This is a genomic window from Bacillus sp. PK3-067 (assembly GCF_056738645.1).
This window is the reverse complement of record NZ_CP096491.1, coordinates 154,259-180,968: the sequence shown is the minus strand read 5'-3', so window position 1 is coordinate 180,968 and position 26,710 is coordinate 154,259. Positions and strand designations below refer to the sequence as shown.

The window sequence follows — 26,710 nt, the reverse complement described above, 5'->3', positions numbered from 1 at the left end:
ATTGTATTACCAAATTGAGATTTTTTATTTTTATATTTATATGTTTGTAATGATGCTGACATCTATTCAATTCGGTGTAACGATTATAGTTACTTATGTACACGAGTGTCAATGAATAACTTTAACAAAAATGTTTAATGTTTACTTTTAAAAACAATATAAATTAATTTTATTTAATAAAAATTAATAAAGTATTGACGTATTAATCTATACTTAACTATAATTAATCGAGATTAATTGAGATTGATTTTCAATTTTGTATACTAGTTTAATAAGTATACAAAATTAACTTGAATTTAATTAAAAAAGTTAAATATAAACTTATATTTGTTAATTGACATCTATATACAGGTAACTGAACCAAATGTATGTTATGCTTAAAAAATTTTAAAAGATACATATTGATAGAATACCTTTTCTCTATATACTTTGCTGGGTAAAGAACCTTTTTTTATGCAACTCCTTATATATATTATCCATTAACAATATAGTTAATTATTCAATAATCTCACCCACATTTATTGCAATTTTTTATTATTACTTCTTAATAAAGGAATAAGGTAAATTAAATGCATGAAAATGGATAGAAATTAAGATTTAGAAGGAGAATATTTTATGAAATCCAAGTTAATTACTACAGGAATTATTGTAGGAAGTCTACTATCCTACTCATCTAATACATTTGCGAATACTCATAAGTTCCCAGATGTTCCAGCATGGGCGGACAAATCCGTTAATTATTTAGTTAATAAACAGGTATTGAATGGTTATCCAGATGGCACTTTTGGTTCTCATGATTCATTAGACAGAGCTTCGGCCACAAAAATTATGACAAAAGCTTTAGGGATAGAAATTGACTTCGATGCAAAACCATCCTTTAAAGATTCACAAAACCATTGGGCTACTCCATATATTGCTGCAGCTGAAAAAGCTGGCATTATTAAAGGAGAAGGGAATGGTATCTTCAATCCAACTGGTAAAGTAACTCGCGCTGCCATGGCAACGATGCTAGTAAATGCTTATAAATTACAAAGTACAGCACATGAAAATGACCAAAGTAAATTTGAGGATCTAAAAGGGCATTGGGGAGAAAAGTATGCCAATATTTTAATTGATTTAAAAATTTCTAATGGCACTGATAACGGCTGGCAACCAAATAGGTCTATAACACGCGCTGAGGCCGCTCAACTTACTGCTAAAACGGATATGTTGCAACAAAATCAAAATAATGGTTTAAAAGACAAAGAAATCATTACTGCTACATCATATGAAGATTTAAACTTAACAGTGGCTTCTAATATTACTGCCCAAGAGATTGATAGTTTTATTGCACAATACCATTCGGATAGTCCATTAATGGGACATGGACAAGATTTTATTGATGCGCAAAATAAATATGGTGTGAATGCACAGTATTTAGCGGCACATGCAATTTTAGAGTCTGGATATGGAAAATCAGAAATTGCATATCGAAAACACAATTTATTTGGGTTGCGTGCGTATGATAAGGATCCGTTTAAATATGCCAAATATTTACCAACCTACGGCGACAGTATAGCTTATAATGCCAATTATGTACGAGAAAGATATTTAGAAGAAGATGGCATGCATTATAATGGACCAACATTAGCTGGTATGAACGTAAAATATGCATCAGACAAAGGGTGGGCTGGAAAAATTGCAAATATTATGGAACGTATTAAACCTTTCCGTGCGGAAGACTATACCTCTGCAAAAAAATTACCAAAGAATCCTGAAACATTAGATGTTGAAGCGTTATCTAATAACATTCCATATAACATGTATGAAGATGGGACAACAGCAAATGTTGTATCAACAGCTGCTTATTACCATGTACCTTATCCATTTAACTTAAAAATTAAAAGCAAATCAGATGTAGCAGTCGAGGAAAATAGAGTTGGTACAGTAATTCATGGAACAAACATCTTTATTTATCGTGAAGATCCAAATGGATGGGTAGAATTCTCTTTTGAAAATAACGTAGGAAAATACTGGATATTAAAAAGTAAATTAAGTATGTAATTAGAAAGGTCTCTAACTGCTCTTAATCTTTTAGATTTTAATCTCGAATAATTATGAGACAAGTTTTTATTTTTTTAATACAGTTATGTATACAAAAAAGTTAGAGAATTATTTTCTCTAACTTTTATGCGCTAGTATTTGAAATTAAAAAGATGGTGGGGTTACTCCAAATATAACAGTGACTTTATGCAAAGAGGTGTTTTCCCATTTATGTTTTGCATATGGTGGGATTTTAACACTATCACCTGGATTAAGAAGTAGAACCGCATCATTTAGATATAGTTTTACTTGGCCTTCCATAACAAATGCTATTTCTTCACCTTTATGTGCCATAGGCTCCATAGAAGAAGCGGTTTGAGGTAACAGATTCATTAAAGCGAATTCCAGTGATCCATCTAAATTAGGTGATAATAACTCATACGAAACATTGCCGCTTTCAGGGAAAGTTATTTTTTTTCTTTGATTAGCTCTTACAACTAATTCTTCTGTATTGGTATCTTCTAAGAAAAAATTAAATAAAGGAATATTTAATGCCAAAGAAATTAGTTTTAGTGTTTGTAAGGATGGATTCGTAATTCCTTTCTCAATCTGACTTAACATGGAAGGTGTTATATCAGATAATTCAGCTAACCGTTTACTAGTTAATCCGGCACCTTTTCTAAAAACCCTAATTTTTTCACCAATATTAATATTGTTCATATCCGTAATCCCCTTTAAATAAGTGAATAAATTAAAATTAATTATTTTCACTTAAACTAAACATGTTGTTAATATGTACTTAATTATAATAAATTATGATTAATTTTCAAGCGCCTGCATAGTTGTAAGAATAGTAAATAAGACAAGAAATGATTGATACTTATTCTCGATATGAACTATTAAGTATGATGACCTGATTATATGATGAAATTTCTGTATAAGACTTTTGGATTGACAATACAATAGCGGATGGACTGGCACTTGGAATAGAATCTGGGTTTGTAGGGAAAGCAATAGAACCATTTTTAAGTTGAGCATATACAGTTAATGATAATCATTTATATAAGCTCTTAAAAGAATTAGTGGTAAAGAGAATATCTAACTAAGATCATCGGCTTTAGCAAGAATGATTAGACCTATTAAATTGCATAAAGTGGGGAAGAGACTCTTTACAAAATAATGATTTAAAACATAAATTGAATCAAGCTACACAAATTGTATAGGGAACAGGAGGAAGTATGATTCCAAAAAAGTAAAGAAAGAACACTATCAAACAGATTCTCAGTTAATTAAAAAGCAGTTCTAATAAGTAAATGACAATATATGAGTAAACACCATTGCTTTAATATAAAAATTTTTAGGAAGTGAAACCTTATGAAATCAGCTTTAACTAACATTATAATCTCCTTGATTCTTGCAGTAGGAGGAAGCATTTCGCTTTTGTTTAATTTAATGGGAGGTCAAGATTGGATATGGGATTGGGTAGGCCTAGTACTAGCATATCTATCTTTAGGTATTTTAATAGGCTTATATAATAAAACTGTGGATCACAAAACATTACCTAGAATACTAAAAAGAATTTTGTTTATTTCCTTTAATGCTACAGTATTAGGAATAATAATAGGGATAACATGCCAACTATTAGAAAAGGCGAATCTTACTATAATGATGTATTATTGGTTGATAATGTTATTACTACATTTAATTACTATAATAACATTATTCATCCTAGTATTCGAAAACAGTAATAGTAAAAATTATAGCTTACTATATAAATTTATTATACTTTTAAACATTTTCCTTACCTTAGGACCAGTATTATTTCCAGTAATTCTAACTATTATAGGAAATGCCATGAACGCTAGTGCAGGACACTAACTTTTACCTATACAGATTATTAATACGATAGAAAGAAGATTATAATATGAAAATTAAGCTTAAGAAAAAAAGAATTATAAGTGTATTGTTGGCCATTACATTAGTAGCAATAGGGTATTACATGTTTCAATCTATTACGAATCCAAAGTTGGTAAATACGAAAGAGGTAAACAGTGTTCAACAAGTGAGCAGTCTACCTAAAAATGAATTGAAAAAATCGATACCTAATCGTTTTGATGGTAAAGAAAGAAAAGTTGTATATTTAACTTTTGATGATGGACCAGGAAAATATACAGCTAACCTATTAGATGTATTAAAGAAAAATAATGTGAAAGCAACATTCTTTTTAATAGGCAACAATGTGAAAAGGTTCCCAGATTTAGTGAAACAAGAACATGTAGAGAACCACTATGTTGGCATGCATAGCATGACACATGATTTTAAAAAGCTATATACCAATCAAGAATATGTTAAGGAAATGAAAGAGGATCAATCTTTAATAAGAAATGTTATTGGAAACACACCGAAATTAACACGTCCACCATATGGATCAATGCCTGGATTAAATGAATCACTTCGAAATCAAGTAGTGGGAAATAATTTAAAAGTATGGGATTGGACAATTGATTCTTTAGATTGGAAATACAATAAATTAACTGTTGATGTAGCAGCTGCAAAAATTGTTCAAAATGTCTTAGCAGGTGCGACGTCTTCAAAGGAAATTGTTTTAATGCATGATATTCATCCACAATCTGTCGCGGCAGTTCCAGCTATTATAAAAGGATTAAAAGAAAAAGGGTATGAATTTGAAGCTTATAATGAGAATAATCATTTTCCAATAAACTTCTGGCATGATAATCGTATATAAAAAGATATGTATTAGTTAAAAGAAACTCAGAATGGAATTGGCAATTCATTTAGATATAGTTTTACTTGAGATGAAGCGGTTTGAGGTAGCAGATTCATATTAAAGCCAGTTCCAGTGCAGTGATCCATCTAAATTAGGAGAGAATAACTCATACGAAACATTAACGCTTTCAGGGAAAGTTATTTTTTTCTTTGATCCGCTCTTACAACTAATTCTTCTGTATTAGTATCTTCCAAGAAAAAATTAAATAAAGGAATAGTGAATGCTACAGAAATTAACTTTAGTGTTTGTAAGGGGGGGGATTCGTGATTCATTACTCAATCTTACTTAACATGGAAATGTTGTATCCGCTACTTCAGCTAAACGTTTACTATTTAATCCTGCACCTTTTCGAAATGCCATAATTTTTTGAACAACATTAATATTATTCATATAAATAATAGCCATTAGAAGAGTTATGTATATTAAATTAAAATTAATTTTATTTACTTACACTTAATATAATGTTAATATATATTTAATTAAAATTAATTATTATTAATTTTCAAACTGTCAACTGATGCAGAACGTTTGAAAAGAATCTACTTAGAAGTAAAGGGATTACTGTTATTGAATATACAACAGACTATAGTAAAGCGGTAGAAAAAGAAGAATATAAGCTAATAATGTATTCTTAAGTTTTTAAAGGATGTGAAATGAACATGAAACCAGTTTTAAAAAATATAATTCTTTCCCTTGTTTTTTCAATAGTAGGAGTGTGTTGGTCGCTGTTTGTCTTCTTTATGTTAGATGCAGACTGGTTATTGACTTGGATAGGTGTATTAATGGCATATCTATCGTTGTACATTCTGATAGGTCTATATAGCAGAAAAACGTACGACTCAAAATTCACTAAAGTGCTTGTAAAAACAATCATTACAACCTTTAGTTTTGGGGCATTAGGAATAGCATTCGGAGTTGTACACATGATATTAGGACCTTTGAGTCTTACTTTAATGACATGGTATTGGTTTATAATGCTATTTTTATATTTAATCCCCATAATATTATTAGTGATTTTAGTATTGGTAAATTGTAAAAATCATAATTTCCCTGGGGTATATAGTATACTTATACTTGTAAATATACTTCTTACGTTATGGCCGTTATTATGGCCGCTATTTATTACTTTTATGGGATCTGGTATGAATGCAAGTGCAGGATGGTAGCATCTCCACAAATTATAAAAGGGTTAAAAGAAAAAGGTTATGAACTTGAAGCTTATAATGAGAATAATGATTTTCCAATAAACTTCTGGCATGATAACCGAATATAAAAAATATGTTTTAGTTAAAAGAAACTCAGAATGGAATTGGCAATTTATATAGGGTTTATATATTCGTAAGAGCGTGTTTAGATAAATAAATGAAAACACGCTTTTTTTACTGTGTTCTTTTTCGTTAGAAATTGAAGTTCCTACTTTTCTAGCATACTATATTTAATTACCAATAAATCTAGTTCATTTAGTCCCCACTTTCTTTTCCGTATATTGTGACATGAAAGTGGGGACTTCTTAATATGAAGACACCAATGTGGAAACTTTGTAAAAATAGCAAATAATAATTAAGTGTGAAGTGTAAATTCAAATCTATATTAGTAACAAAAAATATTTATTAAAGATCTACTTTCTTGTCTCATTAGGAAGATATGAAAGTCTATACTTATGTTAATTTTTTCGTTCTTATGTTGATGCGCATAGGAGGGAATTCTACAAATATAAAATAAGATTGACAACAAAAGATTACAAGTGTAATATTCAGTCATGGATTACAAATGTAATCCGAGGGAGGTGTAATTTAAACGAATGAAAGAATTACCTAAAATTTCAGAAGCGGAGTTAGAAGTAATGAAAGTACTGTGGTCAAAATCTCCACAAACGGCAAATGAAGTGATTGAAGAATTGGAGAAGAATATGGATTGGAAACCCAAAACGATTCGAACACTAATTAATCGATTAGTTCACAAAGAAGCAGTTACTTACCATCAAGATAAAGGACGTATGTACGCTTATTATCCTTTGGTTTCGCAAGATAGTTATTTACAAGTAGAAACAAAATCTTTGCTTAAACGTTTCTATGGTGCAGCATTTAAACCATTACTGGTAAATTTCTTGAAAGAAGAAAAGTTGTCTTCAGAAGACATTAACGAGCTTAAACGTATCCTGGATGAAAAAACTGAGGAAAATCAGAGGAAGGATAGATCATAATGATAGGAATGTTTATAAATGTCTATCTGCCTCATTTTTTTGATTGGTTGATAGAGACCTCTATTATGGCTAGTATATTAGTGGTCCTAATCTTATGTATCAAGGTGTTATTTAGAAATAAATTAACTCCACGTTGGCAATATATGCTATGGATTATATTAATAATAAGACTTGTATTACCTTGGTCGCCAGATAGTTCCTATAGTATCTATTCTGTTCTTACTTACAAGAATAATGATGCATTCATTTCTAGCCGAACCCCTGTAGCTATTTTTCCTTCAAAAGAACGTATGCAAGAATTGAAAGGTATAGACGATACAAAGGTTCTTACAAAAGAAGATACTTATACCTCAAGTTCAACACAAACTAATCAGGCAAACAAGACACAAACACACAATAATGAAAAGCAGGATGATGGGACGGTTCCATTCTATACAATCTGTATATACATCTGGCTTACTGGCTTTATTCTTCTAAGCTTTGCTACATTTATTATGAACAGGCGTTTATTACTTTACATAAAAAAACAACCAGTTATTACAGATGAAAAGATTGTCCAGATTTTTGAAGAGTGTAAGCAATCTATGTCTGTTCGACAAGAGATTCCTCTACTTGTATCTGGAAAGGTTTCCAGTCCAACAGTGTTAGGATTTATTCGGCCTAAGTTGCTGTTGTCAACAGTACATATGGAAATATTAGAGGAACAACAATTACGGTATATTTTTCATCATGAATTAGCTCATATCAAGCGAAGAGATGTTGGTGTGAACTGGCTAATGCATGGCTTACTCATTTTAAATTGGTTTAATCCTATTCTTTGGTATGCCTACTCATGTATGCGGGAAGATCAAGAATTAGCATGCGATGCATTAGCTCTTACATGTATAGATTCAGAGGAACAAATTGCATATGGCCATACTATTATTAGTCTTTTGGAACATTACTCAGGTTATTATCAAGGACCCGGTGTGGCTAATTTTAGTAAAAACAAAAGAATGTTAAAAAGGAGAATTCTAATGATTAAAAAATTCCAAAAAAAATCATATCGCTGGTCTGCGCTAGGGGCTGTGGCAGTTATTGCTGTATCATCTGTATCCTTATTAAATGCCCGTGCTGATATACCGAAAAATTCTGAGAAACAACAAATAGAAGTAAAAGATAATATGAAAGAATTAAAAACACAACCTGATATTTCTATACAGCCAATTGTAGAAAAAATGATTGGTACAAAAGAACAGGCAGAGGCAGAATTTTTTGTTTCAGAAGGAGAATATAATACTTTACTTACAGAAGTTGGAGTGGCGCAAAATCTGTTTACGAAAGAAGAATTTAAGCGATTTATTGATTTAGAAACAGAGGCATATACTTTAGGTAAAAAAGTAAAATTAGTAGGAAGTCCTGACAAGTTAGACCCAGAAGAACAAAAGAAATATGAGAAAAATGATGAAGAAATAGGACCATTTAGACAGAAAATTTATTCACACTTTAATTTGACTAAAAAGGAAGCACAGGAATATCTTGATTTTCAAATTAAGAAACCAACGTATGTAGTAAAAGGGTATAAACTAAGTGGAGAAGATGTTCAAACACCGTTGGCTATTAAAAAAATGGATCCCACTATTGTTTATGAATATCGAAATGAAGATTCCGTATATATGGTGTATCAATCTGCAGTTAGAGATCAAGGAGAAAATTCGTTGAACGAGGTAGTGGGGAGTAGTGAAAAGATAACTAATTATGAATTAGTCGGGACAAAAATAAGTTTATCTGAAAATACAAAGGCTAAATTTAAAGTAATGAGGATGATTGTTCCTGCAAAAGGAAAGAATAGCGCTTATCAAGTCACAATTCTTGCAGATAATTTAAGTAAAGAAGAACTAGAGAAAATTATGGTTTCCTGTCTAAAATAAAAAATAGAGTCTCAAGATCCCAGTCTTGAGACTCTATTTTTTATTTTAGGTAGAATCATTCTACGCAGCTGTACAGAAAAAAATTCTCTATTTATTGATGAAATACTATTGAAAATTATGATAAATGTTCTTGATATAAGCCACTACTCATCCATTTAAATGCAACACGTTGGGATAAAGTGCTCGATCCGTAATCAGATTGCATCTTGATATCAGCTAGACAATTAATAACAGATTGTGGACCTACAATCCATCCAATTCGTAATCCTGGAGTGAGGATTTTTGAAAGACTTCCAAGATAAAGTACCAGACCATGCATGTCTTTTGCTTTTAAGGCAAGAGGAGGTTCCTTATCAATCCATAATTCTCTATAAATAAATGGGGATTCTTTCTTCTTTGCAAACCTTTAAAAGCTCAGATTTTCTAGAATCTAACATAATAAATCCCGTAGGATTATGAAAAGATGGAATAGTGTATAGAATATTTTGCTGAGATTTTTGCGTTTGATTTAAAATTGACTTTGTTATTATGCCCTCATTATCTATGGGTTATGGGGAATCCTGAAAAATCCATACCGGCAGATTGAAATACATGTAAGAAATAAAGGTAAGATGACCTTTCTAATAAAGCTGTCGATCCAGGTTTCAATAAACCTACAGATATAAGATCTAGAGCTTGTAGAGCACCTGAAACGATAAGAATAGAATCAGGTGATGCTTTTATGCCATGAGATTTTAAGTATGTACTATTTTTAGTTTAGCGTTGCCCAGAATGTACACCAATTAATCTCGCGAATTACAAGAAAACTATTATTGAAATGAGGCGTGCATTGTGAAGTTGGACGTGAGTGAGTTAGCAGAGTATCTTACCAATAATCCTTTCCAAGTAGAAAGAGTATATCGTTATACTAAAAATCCAGGTGTGCCTTGTGCTGAGTCTACAGATTCTTTCCCAGGATTTGTATTCCCACTTGCAGGGAAGACGCAATTTCAATTTAATGGTACACCGTATACCCTCTCCCCAGGAAAAGTTATACATGGGGGTGCAAAAATGACATTAGCCCATAGAATGCTTGGTGAAATAAACTGGGAATATATTCTTGTTTTTATATCGGATAAGCAATTCAGAACGAGAAGACTCTGGCTTTACTCATCAGCATTTTGAATTATTAACAGGACAATCTCCTCGTCCGAATTACTTATGCGTCTTTGGGATGTATATAATCAGCGTGGAGGCATTTCGATGTTTCAGACCGAAATGCTGTTTCGCGAAGCGTTGAATGAAGCTTTATTAAGTGTTTTCAATAGAGAAAGCAATTATGAGTCGCATACTTTATTCGAACGAATATCTAGTTACGTTCGTAAATACTATTATAAAGATATTACAATTCATACACTTACAGAACAAAATAATGTTAATCGAAATCGTCTTTCTTACGTGTTTAGAAAGCATGCAGGTATGGGGGCAGCAGAATATTTATTGAACTATCGTATAAAGATGGCTCAAAAAATGTTATGTACAAGTGATGTGCCTGTACAACAAATTGCGCAGGCTGTTGGAATCGCAGACCCTTTTTATTTTAGTAGAGTTTTCAAGAAGCGAGTTGGCATTTCGCCTACTAAATATCGCGAGAAGTTCATCAATAATCCATACTAATGTCAACAGGGGTCCATTCTTATTTGAAAATCACTGTTCTATACTTATGGAGAGTTAAAGGAAACATTGGATTGAAAGTACTTTCATTGAAATCACTCCTTTGTACTATCTGAATGAAAAGTTCTGGCCGGAGCATTTTCTTTTTAAGCGTAATAACGATTTTTTTACTTATATTACTGTAATATAGTGGAATTTGAAAGTGAGGAGGGATTATTATCCATTACCAACCTATTAAACTAAATGACGAGTTATCTAAAATTAACGATTATTGGTATCCACAAGTGATTGGTGAAATGAATGACGATCAAATTCAGCTTTTTAAAGCTAATGGAGATTTTATATGGCATGAGCATCCTAATACAGATAAGCTATTTATTGTGCTTGAAGGGGAGATGTTCATCGATTTTCGTGATGGACAGGTGAAAATTTCTAAAGGCGAGATGTTTATTGTCCCGAGAGGCGTTGAGCATAAACCTTTCACTGAAAAGGAATCCCATATCATGTTGGTAGAGCCTAAAAGGGAAATGGATTGATAATTGTATCTAATGTTTCGTTGGCAGATAAGAAAGTGTAGATACAATCGAGAAGTTAGGATTTAAATGCTCTATTATGGAATAAAGCATGCATCTTTAATTGATAGCCTGTTATAGAAATATTATGCAGTAACCTTTTCCTTATTAATTCGCCAGTATTCCTATTCTAATATCTAAAATAAAGATCACTTTTAATTAATAGATTTGCTATTGAAAATCAGGGTGAAAATGTACGTACATATAATTAAAGCAAATTCCTTTATAAAAAAGTACCCACTTTCTTGTCTAAAAAGCATCCATTTTAATGTCTTTCTACAGTACAGGAGGGGACAAAATAAACTTCAACTACAAATTTCATCTTCACGTTAAATCCTTATTTAACGAACAGTTTTGAGCAATATCTCATCAAAATGGAGTTATCCTTTTTATAATTATAGGAATGCTTGTAAGAAGGTGTATTCTTTCCTTCAACCTCACACTGTACAAATCTAATGCAGACAACCCTATAGCTTATCGAAAACGGAAGAAGCCGCAGTACTTACGATGAAGTTTTTACTTTTTCCATAAACTCTTTATTTGCTTCTTTAAACTTTTCCGCTGCCTCATCTAACTCTTTAGGCGGAACTATAGCTATTATGTTTGTTAGATGCCCTCTAGCCTTGTTCACAAGGTCCATGACCGCAAGATGATCTACTTTACCATCAACTGTAGGAACTTGCGCGTCTTTAAAGCACTCAAGAAATTCTTTTATTTCTTTTTGATATACTTTAATGTATTCTTCTCTTGATACTCTACGTAAATCAAGATTTTTCTTATAAAGTTTTTCGCGAGCATCAACTCCTAACTTTTCAAGAAATAACTTGTCATATTTATCTTATATTTCTTTGTCTTTATCACTATAGTCATCAAATATAGATGATGTACGACTAAGTTTTTTTTTCGCCTTTTCAAGGTTTTCAATCTCTAGCTCCAATTTTTTAACGTATTCTTTGTGTGCGTCTTTCCATTCAGAAGGGGCGGATAGTTTCTTAGAATCTTCTAAAAGAGAGAGGCGTTTGTCAATGTTCTCTTTTCTTTCAGCAACCGATAGAGATTTGTCATTCCCTTTTTCTATCCCTCCGCTAACATCAACCTCTTCTTTTGATACAGCATCCAAGTACTCCTCTGCCGTTAATGTTGAACATGCAGACAAGTGTAGCATTGGAAATAGAAGTGTTGCTATAACTTTACGTAACTCCATATATTTATCATTTCGAATATACAAATTAAATACTATTATAACGTACAAGCGTTCGATTGCGCACAAAAAAGGTGCTACAAATAGGAAACATAAAAGGCTGAGTGCAGTCTATATACTTTGTTATAATTATTTTTTGTAACATTCAATATTTTATCGATATTTACAACTAACTTTACCATTGCAATTATTGTTCGAATAATTCCTTCTATTTTTCAGCTGGTTTTACAATGGCTGCTAACTCAGTTAGCAAAGAAGAAGCGCCAAAAGCTGTTTCAAAAGTTTTTATTGGAGTATCTGCGGGTAAGGAGGGAAAGTGAACTTACCTCATAGATTAGCGATGGCACCTATGACACATTGCTATTTTTTTAAGATTGAATAGATTTATTGAACTATAAATCCTCTGCCGCCTTACTGTAATTAAAAGAATGGTGAATTGTCATGAGTTGTCTTCGTTGAAATAACCAAATGGAATATATGACATAAAACTTTAACACCCTCTTTTAATTCTTTTTCACTCATATAAGAATAACTTAATCTCAAATGATGATTTTCTAATTCTTCCGGATAATAAGCCGAACTGGGCAAAAATGTGACTTTTTTCATTTGTTCTTCTATAAGAATAGAATATGTATAGTCCAAAGAGAAAGAGAACCATTTTATAATTTTGATAAAACTAAAAAAGGTTTATAAAGTGGCGTGTTTTAAAACTATATAAGTTATTATATAGCCTCTTTTTGTCTTGGCCCCCATAAAATAGATCTCCCCCAATAACCCACGAAAATAAACATTTTTTGAAAAATTTATAAAAAGAAAAATCGACAAAAATCTCTAAGAAAAGGCTCTATACTGGGTTTTTAAAAAATCCTAATATAAAAACTTAAATAAAATAAATACCCATAATTCTTCCTAGTATTGTTTTATCAGGAAAAATTTAACTTAATTTTCTGAATAAATTTTATCTATAAATACAATTTTTTTATTAATCAGAAAATTCTACTTTTATGCTAATATTGGTTGTGCAGCTCTGTTACAAACATCTGGAATACAAAATTATCTATAAAAGGGGGAATGTGAAATGGAAAAGGAATATATTCATGAAGAAATGTTAGAGCTTGAAGATCTTGAATTAGATGAAGAGGATTTACTAATTCGTGCAGGCAAGACATTAGGTTAAGTTTTAAAATAAGGAGGTTACATATGCAGTTTAACTGTATATGTAACTTTTTTTAAGGTAGGGTATACAGTATGAAAGAAAATAAGATTATTTTATTATATGAAAGATTTATTGAATTAGACTATGAAGAAGAGTTAGATAAAGTACCAAAATTAAAAAACAGAGGGGTACTTTTGAATTTTTGGAAAAAATGGTATGAAATTAGTGAAAAACAATTTGAATTTATAATTTGGAAATCCATTAATACTGTAGATACTTTAGATGATCTAATCAAAATAACTGGGACTTTAAGTTTGGCTTTAAGATTATTAAAAGTATTAAAAGAAAGAAATTTAGTTGAAATTATAGAAAATAAAATAAGGTTTTCACAAGATTTAACAAGTAGTATTTTATATGAACCAACCGCTTTTCTTAATACAGTATATACGAATAAAATAAACAAAAAAAATTATGCTCAATTTAAAGCTACTTGGGATAGTTCACTGAGGAGAGCTGAAATAATAAATCAAGAGTTATCATCTAATAAAAATATCTTTTTTTGCGGAGACGATGATTATACAAGTTTGGCCCTTGAACAATATAAAAACAGAGAAATAAGTGTAGGAGATATTGACGAAGAATTAATTGAATATTTAGATAACGAAAGTAATGATATTAATTTTTATAATTTTGATGTTAGAAATGAAGTTATAGAAGATTTAAGGAATAAGTATGATGCAATACATTGTGACCCTATAGATGATGGTAGAGGGTTAGATTTGTGGTTAAATAGAGCTAATGAATTATTAAAAGGTCAAAAGGGTGATTTAATTTTTTTAAATATAAGTGTTAAAAGATTAGGTAATAGGGTTGTTTATTTACAGAATTTTTTGACATCTTTAGGCTTTTATTTAAAAGAAATTATTCACGATTTAAGTTCTTATAAAGTGGCTGAAGAGCCTTACATTGATGAAGAATTAATAAAAGAAGACTTAGATGGCATTGGTTTTTCTCAAGATACATTCCATAATTTATATATCCAAACAGACATGTTGGTTTTTGTACGATTAATAGATAAACCAATCCTCTTTCCGCAAGAATATTATGAGATTAGAAGAAAAATATAAAATAACTGCGAGGTAAAATAATGTATGTTTTAGGAGTCAATGGATGGGACTTTGATGTTCATGATGCAAGTGCGTGTTTATTTTATAATGGTAAATTAATTGCTGCAGCTGAAGAAGAAAGGTTTATTCGTCAAAAAAAGGCATTAGATAAAATTCCATATAATTCAATAGCTTATTGTTTAAAGGAAGCTAAAATTACTCCAAATGAAGTAGATCATATTGTTATGGGATGGAATGTAGAACAACTATATTTTGAAAAGTATTCAAAGAAGCTTAACAAAGAAGAATGTCTTGAAAAGATTTTTCCGAAGGGAATTTTTAAGAGAGATAAAGATCCTCAAATCCATATGTGTTCTCATCATTTGGCACATGCTTCTGGTGCGTTCTTTAGTTCGGGATTTAATGAAGCTACCATAATAGTTATTGATGGAAGTGGAGAAGATGAGTCAATAACTATAGCAAAAGGAAAAGGTAATACAATAGAAGTACTAGAAAAATACCCATTGGAACATTCTTTAGGTATTTTTTATGAAGCATTAACTGTATTCTCAGGTTTAGGGAGGCATAATGAAGGGAAGTTAATGGGCCTATCTTCATATGGGGACGAAATATTTGAATTTCCTGAAATACTAGAAAATCCTTTGAAACCAAATAAAAATCCAGTTAGTATGAATGGTAAATATTTTTCAGTATTAAAAGATTGGATAAAAGTTATTAATAGTATAACAAAGATAGCTCCTAATTATATTAGTTATGAATATAATCCAATAGATTCAATACTATTAATGAATTCATCAGTAATGGAATATAAAAATATTGCAGCCTCAGGTCAGGCAGCCTTGGAAAGAGCAATTGTTAAGCTTGTAAAAAAAGCTGTTAATCTAACTGGAATAGATAATTTGTGTCTTTCGGGAGGAGTAGCATTAAATTGTATAGCGAATAGAATTATAGCTGATTTACCAGAAGTGAATAATTTGTTCATTCAACCAGGTGCTTCAGATAGTGGGGTAAGTATTGGAGCAGCTACATGGTTTCTTGCCGAAAATGGTATAGCGCCTATGTTCACTGAAAATCATGTATATTCTGGTCCGGAATTTCCTGATTCTAGTATCTTAAATATATTAAAAAAATATAATTTATCATATATAGAATTAGGTTCTAATAAATATGATAAATGCTCCGAGTTATTAATTCAAAATAAGATAATAGGAAGATTTTCTGGAAAGATGGAGTTCGGTCCTAGAGCTTTAGGAAATAGAAGCATAATAGCTAACCCTCAGAATAGGGATATGTTAAATAAAGTAAATACTATTAAGAAAAGAGAGCAATGGAGACCATTGGCTCCTAGCATCATAGATGAAAACGCTTCTGTAGTATTGGAAGAAAAAATAAATAACCCTTATATGCTGTTAAATTCTACTGTTAAAAAAGAGGTACGTCATTTAGTTCCAGCAATAGTTCATGTTGATGGGTCAACAAGAGCTCAAGTAGTTACAAGGGAAATGAATTCTGATTATTATGAAACAATCTATAACTTTTACCAAAAAACAGGAATTCCAGCAGTTATGAATACATCGTTTAATGTAGGAAAAGAACCAATTATATGTAACCCAAGTGATGCTATTAGGTCATTTTATGGATCAGAGATGGATGCCCTTTTATTAGGTTCATTTTTAATTCTTAAATAAAGGAGGAGAGATTTTGAGAAATAGAAATTATTCTAATCTACAGGATGAAAGGGTAAAGGATTTGGTACTTAATAAAAAAGGTTATCCTAACTACCCGGAATATATACTATTAGATTTAATAAAAGAGGAAACAATTTTTAAACGAGGAGCTTGCTCAAAGTATATTCATCACGAAGAGTTCAATACATGGCAGGAATATTTTTGTGGGGAATATTACGAAAAGCCTCAAGGGAAAAGAATTGCTTTTTTACAAGTTTGTTCTTGGGCTAAACCATATGATTTTTCATATATTGGTAAAAAAATTAGAGAAGTTACAAATAAATACCCAATGGTTCATCCAATTATTCTATCAAATGCGGGAATTATACCATATGAATACCAAATGAATCCTACTTTTTGTGCGTACGATTGGATGGATGACATTGAGGATCCAGTAATTTATGAAGAATTAATGAAAGAATATAGGGATAAATTGATACAAAGAATTAGGAGCTACCTAGAATCAAATTCATACGATGTAGTAGTACAATATGGTATACCGGTAAAAAAATATTCAATGGCTCCTGTAATTAAAGATATTTGTATGGATCTAGGAATTACTTTTCTTTTAACCCCAGATATAGAAACATATAGAAATAATAAAGATAAATTAGTCGAGTTAAAGGATTCAGGGGAATTTTATTGTTTAGATGAAGTTTTGAGTAGTATGGATAATTGTTTAAATAAGGTGAGTAGATATGTTGAATCTATCAATTGTAATACCAGCTTATAATGATGTTAGATTGGGAAAGTGTTTAAAAAGTATTGATGAAAATGTAGAGGTTGTCGTTGTCTTAAATGGTGCAACAGAAGAAGTAAAAAAAATCGCTTATTCTAGCAATGCAGTAATTGGGGAATTACCTACACCTAATTTAGCAAAAGCTTATAATTATGGAATTGAAATTTCTAGTAAAGATAATGTGTTAATTATGGATTCAGATTGTGTTTTTATGCCAGGTACCATCAATAAATTATTCAAATTATTAGATGCAGGACCTTTGGCTAAAGGAAGGGTGATGTTTTCTTTTAACAGCAAAATTGGAAAAATAATTGCACGCGCAAGACATATTCATACTTGCAAAAAAAATGCATATTCACCTCCATTGGCATTTAATAAAGAAATCTTAGCGAAGGTAAATGGATATTATTTTGATGAGAATTTATCTTGGACAGAGGATTATGATTTTGATATTAGAGTTAAATCTGCAAATCTTAAGATTTTATATGATGATAAAGCAAGAATTATTCATCCAGAGTTAAGCATTAAGCAAGATTTGAAAAGTTCATTTAATTATGGTGTAGGTCATGCACGTGGGGTTTTACACAAAAAAGATGGTTATTATGAACCTAAAAATAAAATGAAGTCCATTATTAACTCATATAAGTATATCAAAAAAAAATACGGTTATTTAACTGCTTTCTATCTCATCTTTTGGCAGCTTGCCTTTTATAGGGGATATAGAAAAGAAATGAATTAAGGAGGAAAACAATGAAGCAACAATACGATGAAATTTCTGAATTGTACGACATTATCATCCCAGAACCTGATGGTATTTTTGATTTTTACAGTGGTTTGGTAAAACCAAATGATGAAGTTTTAGATTTGGGGTGCGGTACTGGTAGATTGTCTTTTATTCTTGCTGAAAAAGGTGCGAATGTAACTAGTGTTGATATATCAGCAGGAATGATTGAAAAAGCCAGTAAGAAGTTAGAGGAGATGCCAAATATTAAGGATAAAATAGAATTTAAGGTTTCTTCTGCTACAGATTTTAAGTCTGAAAGAAAATTTGATTTTATATTTATGTCTGGTGGTGTATTTGAATATTTACTTACATCGTCACAACAAAAATTAGCTCTTAGGAACATTAAATTACTATTAAAAGAAAGCGGGATTTTTGTTTTCGATATTATTACACCTCCAACTATTCTTCCTTATTCTAAGAGAGTGAGTGATGGGGGAAATAGTCCTATTAAAGGAGAGAATTTTAAAAAATATAAAATTAAATCATGGGATGTCGTAAAAGCAGATCATTATAAGCAAATAGTTGAAACCACTTGTTATTTTGAGGTTTATGATATAGCAGATAATTTTTTAAGTGAAAAAAATTTTAAATTTCTTGCAAAATATACTTTACCATCCGAAATGCAGTATCTCTTAGAGATAGAAGGATTCAATATAAAAAATTTTTATGGTGATTACAATAAAAATCCTTTTGGAAGGAATAGTGAATTTATGGTGTACGAGTGTAGGCAGCAAGGGGAAAATTTTAACGATATACAATGAAAATAGACGCTCTTAAAAATTATATTTTTCTAGTGGAAATAAAATGTATCCAGTTAGTTTACTCCAGAGTAGATAATTTTTAATTTAAATAATAGGTAAGTAATTTACCTGTTCAATAAAGGTGATGCTGAGTGAAGGGTATTGTAAAAAAACATTTAGTTATAGCGCCACACCATGACGATGAAGTCATTGGCTGTGGTGGAACAATTGCTCAAGCTATTAGTAAGGGTGAACATGTAAAAGTAATAATAATTACAAAAGGAGATTTATCTGGGGGGAGAGGGGATTTAAATGAAATTATTTCAAATAGAGAGAACGAGTGTATAAATGCTTGTAATACATTAGGGATAGAAAAAGAAAATGTTAAATTTTTAAAGAAACAAGACAGATCACTTGTGTATTCTTTAGATTTTGTGGAAGAAATTATTCATGAAATCTCAAAATATAAGCCTAATTTTATTTATTTTCCTCATGATATGGAAAGTGATAGGGATCATCGGATAGTAAATGAAGTTGTATCAGAAGCAATATTTCTGTGTCAATCAGGGTTCTTAAAAGAGAATTGTGCTCCGATGTGTTTACAGTATGAAGTATGGACTCCCATGAAAAACTATCAGGTTGTAAAAGATATTACCAGGTTTATTGAACTGAAAAAAGCATCAATTAAAAAATATGAATCCCAACTTAAAACATTAAATTTGGTTGATGGAGTTTTAGGGCTAAATTCTTATAGGGGTATGCAGGCAGGAGTGCAATTTGCAGAAGTTTTTAGAGTGGTAAGTAAGTAGTAAAAAGGAGAGAGAAGATGGATATGATTGAAATTGAAAACGTATCAAAAACTTTTGAAAGAGTAAAAATTGAAGAAGGATTAATAAACTCTTTTAAAAGTTTATTTAAAAGAGAAAAAGTCAAGGTTACTGCTTTAAGTGATGTGTCATTTAAAGTAAAAGAAGGTAAAATAATAGGGCTTATTGGCGCGAATGGTGCTGGTAAGTCTACCTTAATGAAAGCCATGGTTGGGTTAATTAAACCTACTTCCGGGACAATCTTGGTAAATGGATTTAACCCCCATGATAAGAAGAAAGATTTTTTAAAGTCTATTGGTGTTGTTTTAGGTCAAAAAAATCAGCTATGGTGGGATCTTTCCCCTTACGAAACATTTTTATTACATAAAGAAATATATGAACTGTCTGATACAGAGTTTAAAAAGAATGTAGATGAATTAGCTAAAAATCTTGGGGTATTAGAAATTCTTAAATCGCCAGTAAGGAATCTATCGTTAGGAGAGAGAATGAAATGTGAGTTAATTGCATCAATCTTACACTCACCTAAGATATTATTTTTAGATGAACCGACTATTGGATTAGATTTTCTCGCTCAAAAGAATATCAGGAATTTCCTTAAAAATTATTGCAAAGAAAGAAATACAACAGTTGTAATAACCAGTCATTATTTCCCGGATATATATGAGTTATGTGAAGAATTAATAATATTGAAGAATGGAGAAGTTGTTTTTAATAACAATTTCCAAAAAATAAAAGAAGAAATTAAGAGTTATAAATATATATATCTTAGCTTTGAAAATGAAATAGATTCTCAAGATCTTAAGAAATATGGAGAAGTTAAAGAGTCGGATGAATTTAGTGTAACAATAAAAGTGCAAGAAAAGTTAGTGAACGAGACCATTTCTAGCATATTAAAAGAGTTCAATGTTATTGACTACAATTTGACTGAAATGTCATCACAAGACCTCATTGAAGATATTTATTCAATGGAATCGACTGGAGTGAAAATAACAGTATGAAGAAGTATTTAAAACCAATGATGCTTTCATTTCAAGCGGTTTTTCAGTATCGCATGAATGTTGTATTATATATGATTTTTGGTTTAATACCGCTTGTGGCTTTAATACTATTGTGGCATTCCCTCTTTGAAACACAAAGCAATATTCAAGGTTATACTCTTGAAATGATGATTACTTATGTAATAATTGCTAAGTTAATTGAACTTTTGCTAATTCCTGAAATGCACTGGTCGATAAATGATGAAATACAATCCGGTGAATTATCAAAATATCTTATAAAACCATTTTCATATTTTGGATATTGGTTTAGTCATAATTTAGGTAACAAAATTATTCATTTAGTGATGTCAGTGATACCGATAATACCGATAATATTCCTGAACAGGGATTATTTCCTTTTGCCAACCTTAAAATATACTTTCCTGTTCATTCTTTCAATAGTAGGAGCATTAATACTATATTATATGATTTATTATTTGATATCGCTCTTCTCATTTTACTTTGTAGAGATATCATCCTTTTTCTTTACTGTAGATATAGTATTAGAATTATTATCTGGATCGCTTATTCCACTTGAATTTTTACCAGCTCCGTTAAATACAATAACTCAGTTTTTACCTTTTTCATACTTAATTCACTTTCCGGTAAATGTATATTTAGGAAATTTAAGTAGCGCTGAAATTGTAAATGGATTAATTTCACAAGTGATATGGTCTTTAGTTTTCTATGTCCTTATTAGAGTACTTTGGAAGAAGGGGTTAAATAAATATGAATCTGTTGGTGCATAAATATGATTAGATATTTAAAAATGTTAAAAGCAATTCTTAAAATTAATTTAAGTAATATTATGATGTATAGAGTTAACTTTTTTTTAAATATAGTAGATAGCGTTGTTTGGTTCATTGTTACATTAGTATTCTTTAATAGTATATTTGATAGTTTTGGTAATATTAATGGTTGGAATACAAATGATATTTATTTGTTAATTGGAACAAGTGAGTTGATAAAATCTTTGATGTTTACTCTTTTTATTAATAATCTACCGTATATACCGAGTTTAGTTAACCAAGGAAGTTTAGATCAGATATTGTTTAAACCTATTAATAGTCAATTTCTAGTTTCATTAAGAAAGCTTGATTTAGGGAATTTAGGGAACTGTTTACCAGCCATACTGTTAATTAGTTATGCATTATTACAAAAGGGAGAGAGTGTTAGTATTGTAAATGGATTTTCTTTCTTGGGTCTATTGTTTTTAGGGATTATACTCTCGTATTCTATGTGGTTTATTTTAATGACTTTATCTATATGGTTAACCAAAGTTGAAGGTATGCATGAGTTATTTCTTGGTACTATGACATTACTTAGATACCCATCTTCCTTATATAAAGGAATAAGTCGATTTGTTTTTTTATTTATTTTCCCTATTGTTATTGTTAGTAATATTCCAACTTATGCTTTAATTAATCGATTAGAACTAAACGATGTATTCATGTTAATAGGTTATTCTATTGGATTTTTTATTATTTCAATTTATTTTTGGAAGTTTGCCTTAAGATATTATAACAGTGCAAGTAGTTAAGGGGAGAATAAAATGTACTCTAATGATAAAGCAATAGTTGTTTTTAGCGGTGGACAAGATAGCACAACATGTTTATTTTGGGCAATGCAACAGTTTGCGGAGGTGGAAGCTGTAACATTTAACTACAATCAACGCCATAAGTTAGAAATTGATTGTGCAGCGGAAATTGCGAACGAGCTTGGCATTAAACATACAGTGATAGATATGAGCCTACTAAATCAGCTAGCTCCAAGTGCGTTAACAAGAATAGATATGGAGATTACACAAGAAGAAGGTGAATTACCATCGACATTTGTAGATGGGCGGAATTTACTATTCTTATCATTTGCTGCTGTATTAGCAAAACAAGTTGGAGCACGTCATATTGTAACGGGTGTATGTGAAACTGATTTTAGTGGTTATCCAGATTGCCGTGACGTGTTTGTGAAATCGTTAAATGTTACATTAAATTTATCTATGGATTATCCATTTGTCATTCATACACCAATTATGTGGATCGATAAAGCAGACACATGGAAATTATCAGATGAACTTGGCGCATTCGAGTTTATTAGAGAAAAAACATTAACATGTTATAACGGAATCATAGGTGATGGTTGCGGTGAATGTCCAGCATGTCAACTTCGTAAAGCAGGGTTAGATACGTATCTACAAGAACGCAAAGGGGGGAATAAATAATGGAAAACTTTTTCGGGTTTCGCATTGTAGAAAATTTGCAAAAAATGGACAAGGATATTCAGCTTGAGCAATTAAAATACCATAATAAAAGAGTAATGGTCAGCAAGGAATTTACATTTGATGCAGCACACCATTTGCACTGTTATGAAGGAAAATGCAAAAATTTACATGGTCACACATATAAAGTTGTATTTGGGATTAGTGGATATGTAAATGATATTGGAATTGCAATTGATTTTGGAGATATAAAAGAAATTTGGAAAAATGAAATCGAAATTTATTTAGATCATCGCTATTTAAATGAGACATTACCAGTGATGAATACGACTGCGGAAAATATGGTTGTCTGGATTTATGAAAAGATGGCGGAAGCATTAACAAAAGGGTATCGAGCAGAAGAATATAAAGGAGCTCGTGTCGAATTCGTACGTCTCTTTGAAACACCAACGAGTTATGCAGAAGTAAGACGGGAGTGGATACTTGATGAGTAAGATTCCTGTGTTGGAGATATTTGGCCCAACCATTCAAGGAGAAGGAATGGTTATCGGACAAAAAACGATGTTCATTCGCACAGCAGGTTGTGACTATAGCTGCTCTTGGTGCGATTCAGCCTTTACATGGGATGGCTCAGCAAAACAACAAGTTAGACAAATGGCTCCAGAAGAAATTTGGAATGAACTTGTTGAAATTGGTGGAGAAAATTTTTCTCACGTTACAATTTCAGGTGGGAATCCTGTTTTGTTGAAAAATATTCAGTTTCTTCTTACTGTATTAAAAGAGAATGGAATTCGTACAGCAATTGAGACGCAAGGGAGTAAGTGGCAAGAATGGTTACTTCAAATTGAAGAAGTGACAATTTCGCCTAAACCACCAAGTTCAAAGATGAAAACAGATTTTATAATGTTAGATTCTATTATTCGTAAATTAGAAAGAAAAGATATTAGTTTAAAAGTAGTTGTATTTGAAGATTACGATTTTGAATATGCAGTAAAGGTACATAAGCGATATCCGCATGTACCATTTTTTTTACAAGTTGGTAACGATGATACGAAAACGATGGATGATGCAGCGCTTATTAAAAATTTATTACTGAAATATGAAAGATTGATTGAAAAAGCTGTACAGTGTAAAGAAATGAATGATGCAAAAATATTACCTCAACTTCACGCGCTAGTATGGGGAAATAAACGAGGCGTATAAATAAGAGCATGTTAAGAATAAATTAATAAGGTGGAGATAATATATGAGCTTAAAGACAATCCAAAGTGTAGAAATAGATACTGACAAAATTGAAGTAGCAGTAAAAATGATTCTTGAAGCAATTGGAGAAGATATTAATAGGGAAGGTATTTTGGAAACCCCAAAGCGAGTAGCAAAAATGTATAAGGAAGTTTTTCAAGGTTTAGGTCAAAACCCTTCTGAACACTTATTAAAAATATTTAATGAAAATCATGAAGAATTGGTATTAGTCAAAGAAATTCCGTTCTATTCTATGTGTGAACATCATTTGGTACCTTTTTTTGGAAGTGCCCATATAGGTTATATTCCTAATAATGGGAAAGTAACTGGGTTAAGCAAGTTAGCTAGAGCTTTAGAAACTATATGCAAAAGACCACAGTTGCAGGAAAGAATAACTAATGAATTAGCTAATGTAATTTTTGAAACTTTAAAGCCAAAAGGAGTAATTGTAGTAATTGAAGCTGAGCATATGTGTATGACAATGAGAGGTGTGAAAAAACCTGGTTCAATGACTATAACTTCATCCTATAAAGGAATATTTAAAGATAATAGTGCACTTCGAAGTGAAACTTTAAAATTGATAGAGAGATAGAATTATATCGTTATTATGCTAAAAAAGAGCATACAGAAACTATGTTAAATAATAATTTTTCTTCTATTCATGAGCAAACGAATAGAAGAAAACAGACGTTCATTATCAAAGTACGTCTAATCAAAAGGCATTGCTGAAGACTTTCGCAGTGCTTTTTCTAAATTAACTTTTTTATATTTTTCATTCTGCTCACAATATCACTTTGTATTTTTTGAGTATATATCCTAAATATAATTGATATATGAAAGGGTGAGAGTATGATTTCATGATATTCAGTAAGATCCCTTGAGAAAGATATTAAAGATGTAATTGAAGCACTAGCTAGAAAACAAATAAGGGCTTATTAACAATAGGAAGGTGATAGTAAAGCTACTATTTTTCTAATATTTATAAGTTCGCACGAAATACCGTTTTTACGAACAATAAGATATATAAATAAAAATCTAATACAGTATTTAGGGATTTCGAGCTCGTTAGCAAGAATCTCTGTAATTAGTATCTGTCCATATAATTCATATTTTATATAGAAATTATCAAATACTAAATTACTCATCGCAAAATTTTTATAGTAAATTACATTTAAATTTTTAAAAGTTTTTCTTATGTTGATCTATTTAACTCCTTATAATCATGATTAAATTAACCAATTCGTATTTTATAACAACTGTTAAAAATTTTTCGTGTATTCATTTTGTATGAGTTTATATATATAAATTGTTTTATTTTGCACACCTGTGAATGTGATTTTTGTACTAATTTTTATAGCTTAATAAAGATTTATCGCGTGCTTATCTATAATTTTATTAGAATGACTACACTATCCTTATTTAATTTCGAGTATATTTTAGTATCTCATAATTTAATTATGTAAATAAGTCTGTGTAAAAATTGAATTTAATGCGAACTTGTGTTCGTGTATCTTTTCTGTTATAGTATATATGAGGTGATTTTTATGGATTACAGCAAACAACGTCAAAAATCCGTACATCGTAAGAAATTATACGAAAATTTAAATGAAATGCCCTTTTACATAGAAGAATTTGTGGAGTACAAAGAATTACATGATGCCTCTCCTTCCACCCTACTGAATTATGTATATGATTTTAGAGTTTTCTTTAATTGGCTATTATCTGAACAAATTATTGAATTTAAGCCCATTAAAGACATATCCTTCTCTGATTTGGAGAATTTAAAGAAAAAAGATGTTGAGAACTTTATGAGGTTTCTAAAACTACAACAAAACATGCAGAATTCCTCTGTTAACAGAAAAATTTCGGCCTTAAAGTCTTTATTTAAGTACCTCACCTCCCTATCAGAAAATGAAGATGGAGAATGCTATTTTTATAGAAATGTAATGGCTAAAATCGAAATACATAAAGATAAAGAAACATTAAATGCCCGTGCAAAACGCATGAGATCTAAAATATTTCATAATGATGATGATCAAGAGTTTTTAAATTATGTTAAGTATGAGCATGAAAAATCTTTAACAAAACATCAGTTATTCTATTTCCTAAGAGATAAGGAGCGTGATGTAGCTATCCTTTCCCTCTTTCTTGGTAGTGGTATTCGTGTAAGCGAATTAGCCGATCTTCGTATGGAGGATATAAACCTAAAAGAAAGACTAATTGATGTAATCCGCAAAGGAAATAAAGAAGATTCAGTATGGATTACTCCAATTGCATTGAATGATCTTGAAAAGTATATGGAAATCAGAGATAACAAATACGCTCCAGGGAAAGAATTAAAGAATGTATTTCTATCAAAGTATAAACATACTGCACAGCCTCTTTCAGTTAGGGCTATTCAGGATATAGTAGAAAAATATACTAAGGCTTATGGAAAAAGAATGTCTCCTCATAAATTACGACATACATTGGCAAATAAGTTATATATGGAAGAAAAAGACTCGTTACAAGTGATGCAGCAGCTTGGGCATACCAGTCAAGATACCGCCTTGTTATATACTCAACTTGGGGAAACAACTATTAAAGATAGTTTAGGTAGAATAGGAAAAAATAAAGAATAAGGGTTTAGCAATTTTGTATTGCTGAACCCTTATTCTTTTCCCTACCAAAACAAGGGTTTAAATATTATATATATTTCGCTTGAAATATATTTTTATTATATAAAAAATACGTAATATAAATTATACATTAATTAATTTATTTCATA

At 30.7% G+C, this 26,710-nt stretch carries 23 protein-coding genes and 5 pseudogenes; 24 read left to right on the top strand and 4 right to left on the bottom strand.

Going from position 1 to position 26,710, the window contains the following annotated elements; all coding sequences use genetic code 11:
* Positions 1-615 precede the first annotated feature (615 nt).
* Complete coding sequence (locus tag M1D73_RS28660) at positions 616-2,043, top strand: S-layer homology domain-containing protein (RefSeq protein ID WP_349917494.1); 1,428 nt, start codon at positions 616-618, stop codon at positions 2,041-2,043.
* A 144-nt stretch (positions 2,044-2,187) separates the two neighbouring features.
* Here the strand turns inward: M1D73_RS28660 and M1D73_RS28655 are convergent, their stop codons facing one another.
* Entirely contained in the window at positions 2,188-2,742 is a 555-nt protein-coding gene (locus M1D73_RS28655; RefSeq protein WP_086401808.1) for a helix-turn-helix domain-containing protein, read from the bottom strand.
* A 654-nt stretch (positions 2,743-3,396) separates the two neighbouring features.
* On the opposite strand from M1D73_RS28655, the gene M1D73_RS28650 reads away from it, so the two are divergent.
* Positions 3,397-3,900 carry a DUF3902 family protein gene (locus M1D73_RS28650; RefSeq protein ID WP_086401809.1) on the top strand — a complete coding sequence of 168 codons (504 nt, stop codon included), beginning with the start codon at positions 3,397-3,399 and terminating at the stop codon, positions 3,898-3,900.
* Between the two features lie 46 nt (positions 3,901-3,946).
* Positions 3,947-4,768 (top strand): peptidoglycan-N-acetylglucosamine deacetylase, encoded by an 822-nt coding sequence (locus tag M1D73_RS28645; RefSeq protein WP_086401810.1) that lies wholly within the window; start codon positions 3,947-3,949, stop codon positions 4,766-4,768.
* A gap of 44 nt (positions 4,769-4,812) precedes the next feature.
* Here the strand turns inward: M1D73_RS28645 and M1D73_RS28640 are convergent.
* Positions 4,813-5,200: pseudogene (locus M1D73_RS28640) on the bottom strand (helix-turn-helix domain-containing protein); the annotation flags it as partial.
* 269 nt (positions 5,201-5,469) lie between these two features.
* Between M1D73_RS28640 and M1D73_RS28635 the strand changes: the two are divergent.
* From M1D73_RS28635 to M1D73_RS28620, 4 genes and pseudogenes are all read left to right on the top strand, one after another.
* On the top strand, positions 5,470-5,976 hold the full coding sequence (locus M1D73_RS28635; protein WP_121868770.1) for a DUF3902 family protein: 507 nt from the start codon (positions 5,470-5,472) through the stop codon (positions 5,974-5,976).
* Positions 5,976-6,083: pseudogene (locus M1D73_RS28630) on the top strand (polysaccharide deacetylase); the annotation flags it as partial. The gene M1D73_RS28635 and the pseudogene M1D73_RS28630, both read left to right, overlap by 1 nt.
* Positions 6,084-6,611: 528 nt before the next feature.
* Complete coding sequence (locus tag M1D73_RS28625; RefSeq protein ID WP_086401812.1) at positions 6,612-7,013, top strand: BlaI/MecI/CopY family transcriptional regulator; 402 nt, start codon at positions 6,612-6,614, stop codon at positions 7,011-7,013.
* Complete coding sequence (locus M1D73_RS28620) at positions 7,013-8,923, top strand: M56 family metallopeptidase (protein WP_121868769.1); 1,911 nt, start codon at positions 7,013-7,015, stop codon at positions 8,921-8,923. The genes M1D73_RS28625 and M1D73_RS28620 overlap by 1 nt, the downstream gene beginning before the upstream one ends.
* Before the next feature lie 121 nt (positions 8,924-9,044).
* Here M1D73_RS28620 and M1D73_RS28615 read toward each other — a convergent pair.
* Positions 9,045-9,670, bottom strand: a pseudogene (locus M1D73_RS28615) (aminotransferase-like domain-containing protein); the annotation flags it as partial.
* A gap of 84 nt (positions 9,671-9,754) precedes the next feature.
* On the opposite strand from M1D73_RS28615, the pseudogene M1D73_RS28610 reads away from it, so the two are divergent.
* Both M1D73_RS28610 and M1D73_RS28605 read left to right on the top strand, forming a co-directional pair.
* Positions 9,755-10,579, top strand: a pseudogene (locus M1D73_RS28610) (helix-turn-helix transcriptional regulator).
* 293 nt (positions 10,580-10,872) lie between these two features.
* A complete protein-coding gene (locus M1D73_RS28605) occupies positions 10,873-11,112 on the top strand; it encodes a cupin domain-containing protein (RefSeq protein WP_000997182.1) in 240 nt (79 codons plus the stop codon).
* A gap of 874 nt (positions 11,113-11,986) precedes the next feature.
* Here the strand turns inward: M1D73_RS28605 and M1D73_RS28600 are convergent.
* Complete coding sequence (locus M1D73_RS28600) at positions 11,987-12,352, bottom strand: hypothetical protein (protein WP_481158042.1); 366 nt, start codon at positions 12,350-12,352, stop codon at positions 11,987-11,989.
* Positions 12,353-12,484: 132 nt separating this feature from the next.
* On the opposite strand from M1D73_RS28600, the pseudogene M1D73_RS28595 reads away from it, so the two are divergent.
* The 15 genes and pseudogenes from M1D73_RS28595 to xerS form a co-directional block, all read left to right on the top strand.
* A pseudogene (locus tag M1D73_RS28595) lies at positions 12,485-12,654 on the top strand (MFS transporter); the annotation flags it as partial.
* 943 nt (positions 12,655-13,597) lie between these two features.
* Positions 13,598-14,632 carry a bis-aminopropyl spermidine synthase family protein gene (locus M1D73_RS28590; protein ID WP_349917488.1) on the top strand — a complete coding sequence of 345 codons (1,035 nt, stop codon included), beginning with the start codon at positions 13,598-13,600 and terminating at the stop codon, positions 14,630-14,632.
* 20 nt (positions 14,633-14,652) lie between these two features.
* Positions 14,653-16,320, top strand: coding sequence for a carbamoyltransferase family protein (locus M1D73_RS28585; RefSeq protein ID WP_149287786.1), 1,668 nt, complete (start codon positions 14,653-14,655; stop codon positions 16,318-16,320).
* 13 nt (positions 16,321-16,333) lie between these two features.
* Entirely contained in the window at positions 16,334-17,092 is a 759-nt protein-coding gene (locus M1D73_RS28580; protein ID WP_016083420.1) for a DUF5591 domain-containing protein, read from the top strand.
* On the top strand, positions 17,058-17,837 hold the full coding sequence (locus M1D73_RS28575; RefSeq protein ID WP_016083419.1) for a glycosyltransferase family 2 protein: 780 nt from the start codon (positions 17,058-17,060) through the stop codon (positions 17,835-17,837). Before M1D73_RS28580 ends, M1D73_RS28575 begins: the two co-directional genes overlap by 35 nt.
* An 11-nt stretch (positions 17,838-17,848) precedes the next feature.
* On the top strand, positions 17,849-18,643 hold the full coding sequence (locus M1D73_RS28570; RefSeq protein ID WP_086401033.1) for a class I SAM-dependent methyltransferase: 795 nt from the start codon (positions 17,849-17,851) through the stop codon (positions 18,641-18,643).
* A 131-nt stretch (positions 18,644-18,774) separates the two neighbouring features.
* Positions 18,775-19,431, top strand: coding sequence for a PIG-L deacetylase family protein (locus M1D73_RS28565; RefSeq protein WP_016083417.1), 657 nt, complete (start codon positions 18,775-18,777; stop codon positions 19,429-19,431).
* 17 nt (positions 19,432-19,448) lie between these two features.
* The gene (locus tag M1D73_RS28560; protein WP_086401034.1) at positions 19,449-20,447 is read left to right on the top strand and encodes an ABC transporter ATP-binding protein; all 999 of its coding nucleotides are present in this window, start codon (positions 19,449-19,451) and stop codon (positions 20,445-20,447) included.
* Positions 20,444-21,235 carry an ABC transporter permease gene (locus M1D73_RS28555; RefSeq protein ID WP_016083415.1) on the top strand — a complete coding sequence of 264 codons (792 nt, stop codon included), beginning with the start codon at positions 20,444-20,446 and terminating at the stop codon, positions 21,233-21,235. The genes M1D73_RS28560 and M1D73_RS28555 overlap by 4 nt, the downstream gene beginning before the upstream one ends.
* Before the next feature lie 2 nt (positions 21,236-21,237).
* A complete protein-coding gene (locus M1D73_RS28550; RefSeq protein WP_000621954.1) occupies positions 21,238-22,026 on the top strand; it encodes an ABC transporter permease in 789 nt (262 codons plus the stop codon).
* Positions 22,027-22,038: 12 nt separating this feature from the next.
* On the top strand, positions 22,039-22,704 hold the full coding sequence (gene queC / locus M1D73_RS28545) for a 7-cyano-7-deazaguanine synthase QueC (RefSeq protein WP_086401035.1): 666 nt from the start codon (positions 22,039-22,041) through the stop codon (positions 22,702-22,704).
* The gene (queD, locus tag M1D73_RS28540; protein WP_016513434.1) at positions 22,704-23,195 is read left to right on the top strand and encodes a 6-carboxytetrahydropterin synthase QueD; all 492 of its coding nucleotides are present in this window, start codon (positions 22,704-22,706) and stop codon (positions 23,193-23,195) included. Before queC ends, queD begins: the two co-directional genes overlap by 1 nt.
* Complete coding sequence (queE, locus tag M1D73_RS28535; RefSeq protein ID WP_086401036.1) at positions 23,188-23,904, top strand: 7-carboxy-7-deazaguanine synthase QueE; 717 nt, start codon at positions 23,188-23,190, stop codon at positions 23,902-23,904. Before queD ends, queE begins: the two co-directional genes overlap by 8 nt.
* A 43-nt stretch (positions 23,905-23,947) precedes the next feature.
* The gene (folE, locus tag M1D73_RS28530) at positions 23,948-24,535 is read left to right on the top strand and encodes a GTP cyclohydrolase I FolE (protein WP_086401037.1); all 588 of its coding nucleotides are present in this window, start codon (positions 23,948-23,950) and stop codon (positions 24,533-24,535) included.
* Between the two features lie 952 nt (positions 24,536-25,487).
* Entirely contained in the window at positions 25,488-26,564 is a 1,077-nt protein-coding gene (gene xerS, locus M1D73_RS28525; protein WP_086401038.1) for a tyrosine recombinase XerS, read from the top strand.
* Positions 26,565-26,710 lie beyond the last annotated feature (146 nt).